This window comes from Streptosporangium sp. NPDC006013 (genome assembly GCF_040614275.1).
GTDB lineage: Bacteria > Actinomycetota > Actinomycetes > Streptosporangiales > Streptosporangiaceae > Streptosporangium.
In genome coordinates this window covers 1-1,433 of record NZ_JBEXUE010000931.1, presented here as the reverse complement: position 1 = coordinate 1,433, position 1,433 = coordinate 1, and the positions used below count along the sequence as shown (strand labels likewise).

Here is a 1,433-nt window from a genome sequence, read left to right as displayed (position 1 = left end):
CGTAGGGGAGCAGGAAGGAGGATCGGGACAGGTGGTCAGCGGGCGCCGGAGATCGGTTTTCCCTGCTCGTTGACCGGCGGGACGATGAGCTGACCGCGCAGCCAGCGGATCGTCCGGATGACTCCGTCTCCGTAGCCGGGGGAGTGCTGACGGCCCCGGCCGAGCTGTCGCGACACGTCCTCGGCCGCGCTCTCCTCCATGCCGAGGTTGAGTCCGGTCGGTCCGTGGATGGGACGCGGTGTGTTACGGACCGGGGACTTCCTGCGGGTGCCGAGCACCCACTCACACACGGCGATGGTCCCGGAGCACCATTCCCGCTCCCACTCGCCCGCCGCGTTCGGCCGGCCCGCATGGGCCAGTTCGGCGATCCGGCCGATCTCGGCCTCGGTGCGCAGGATCACGCCGCGGCCGCCGACCAGGTGTCCCCAGCCTTCCGAGGATCGGCGGCCGGGGATCGGCAGCCCGTCCTTGGCGCCGATCAGCCAGCTCAGGGTGCTGATGACCCCGTCGGCGGGGACGACCCGGCCCTCGCGCGGAACCCGCTCGGCGGCGTCGATCTCCGCGCGGGCCTCGGCGAGGGTGGGCGGGGATCCCGACGCCGGACGGCCGCTGATCGGCGCCTGCTCACGCTTTCCCAGGGCCCAGAGGATCGCCTCTCCCTGGCCCGAAGGGGCCGAGTCGGGGTTGGCGGCCTCCCACTCCCTGATCGCTTCCAGTACGGCAAGGACATGTTCCGGCGGCCGCTGTATGGCGGGGCTGGCTTCGCTCTCTGCGGTCGTCATACCCCTACCGTACGAGCAGCTGCCACGTCACTTCACCGTGAAGCGGTAATCCGGGCCCGGCGAACGCGGTTTCCCCTGATTGGAACGCTCCTGTCGCCTCGGAGTCCGTTCCGCGGGCCCGCGTGTCATTCTCCGATGAGCTCGGCGAACGAGGACCGCACCCTGGCCAGGATCTCGTCGGGGTCGGCGGCCCACACGTCGGCGTTGAAGATCTCCACCTCGATGTCCCCGGTGTAGCCCGCCGCGGCCACCGCCTCGGTCAGCGGTGCGAAGTCGATCACGCCTTCGCCCATCACTCCCCGGCCGAGCAGCACGTCGGCGGGGAGCGGAGACAGGAAGTCGCACACCTGGTAGCTCGCGATCCGCCCCGAGGCCCTGGCGATCTGCTCCAGGACGTTCGGGTCCCACCACACGTGGAAGGTGTCGACGACGACGCCCACCTGCTCGGGAGGGTGCGGCTCGGCCAGATCGAGGGCCTGGCCCAGCGTGGACAGCACGGCCCGGTCGGCGCAGTACATCGGGTGCAGCGGTTCGAGGGCCAGCCTCACCCCGCGCTCGCCCGCGGCGATGGTCGGCGGTTCCTCCGGCCTGTCGGATTCGAAGAGCCGGAGCGCGCCGAGATCCTCCTTGGAACGTTCCAGCACCTTTGCC

The 1,433-nt window shown here is 70.8% G+C and carries 2 protein-coding genes; both read right to left on the bottom strand.

Features of this window, described 5'->3' with window-relative positions:
• Positions 1–35: 35 nt before the first annotated feature.
• Entirely contained in the window at positions 36–782 is a 747-nt protein-coding gene (locus ABZ260_RS51015) for a hypothetical protein (RefSeq protein WP_350917098.1), read from the bottom strand.
• Positions 783–907: 125 nt separating this feature from the next.
• Positions 908–1,433 (bottom strand): TIM barrel protein (locus ABZ260_RS51010; RefSeq protein WP_355633191.1); only part of this gene is annotated, 526 nt, incomplete at its 5' end.

What these genes read in the sequence shown, in the direction of transcription:
- ABZ260_RS51015 (WP_350917098.1), bottom strand. Translation starts at nt 782, where the DNA reads ATGACGACCGCAGAGAGCGAAGCCAGCCCCGCCATACAGCGGCCGCCG.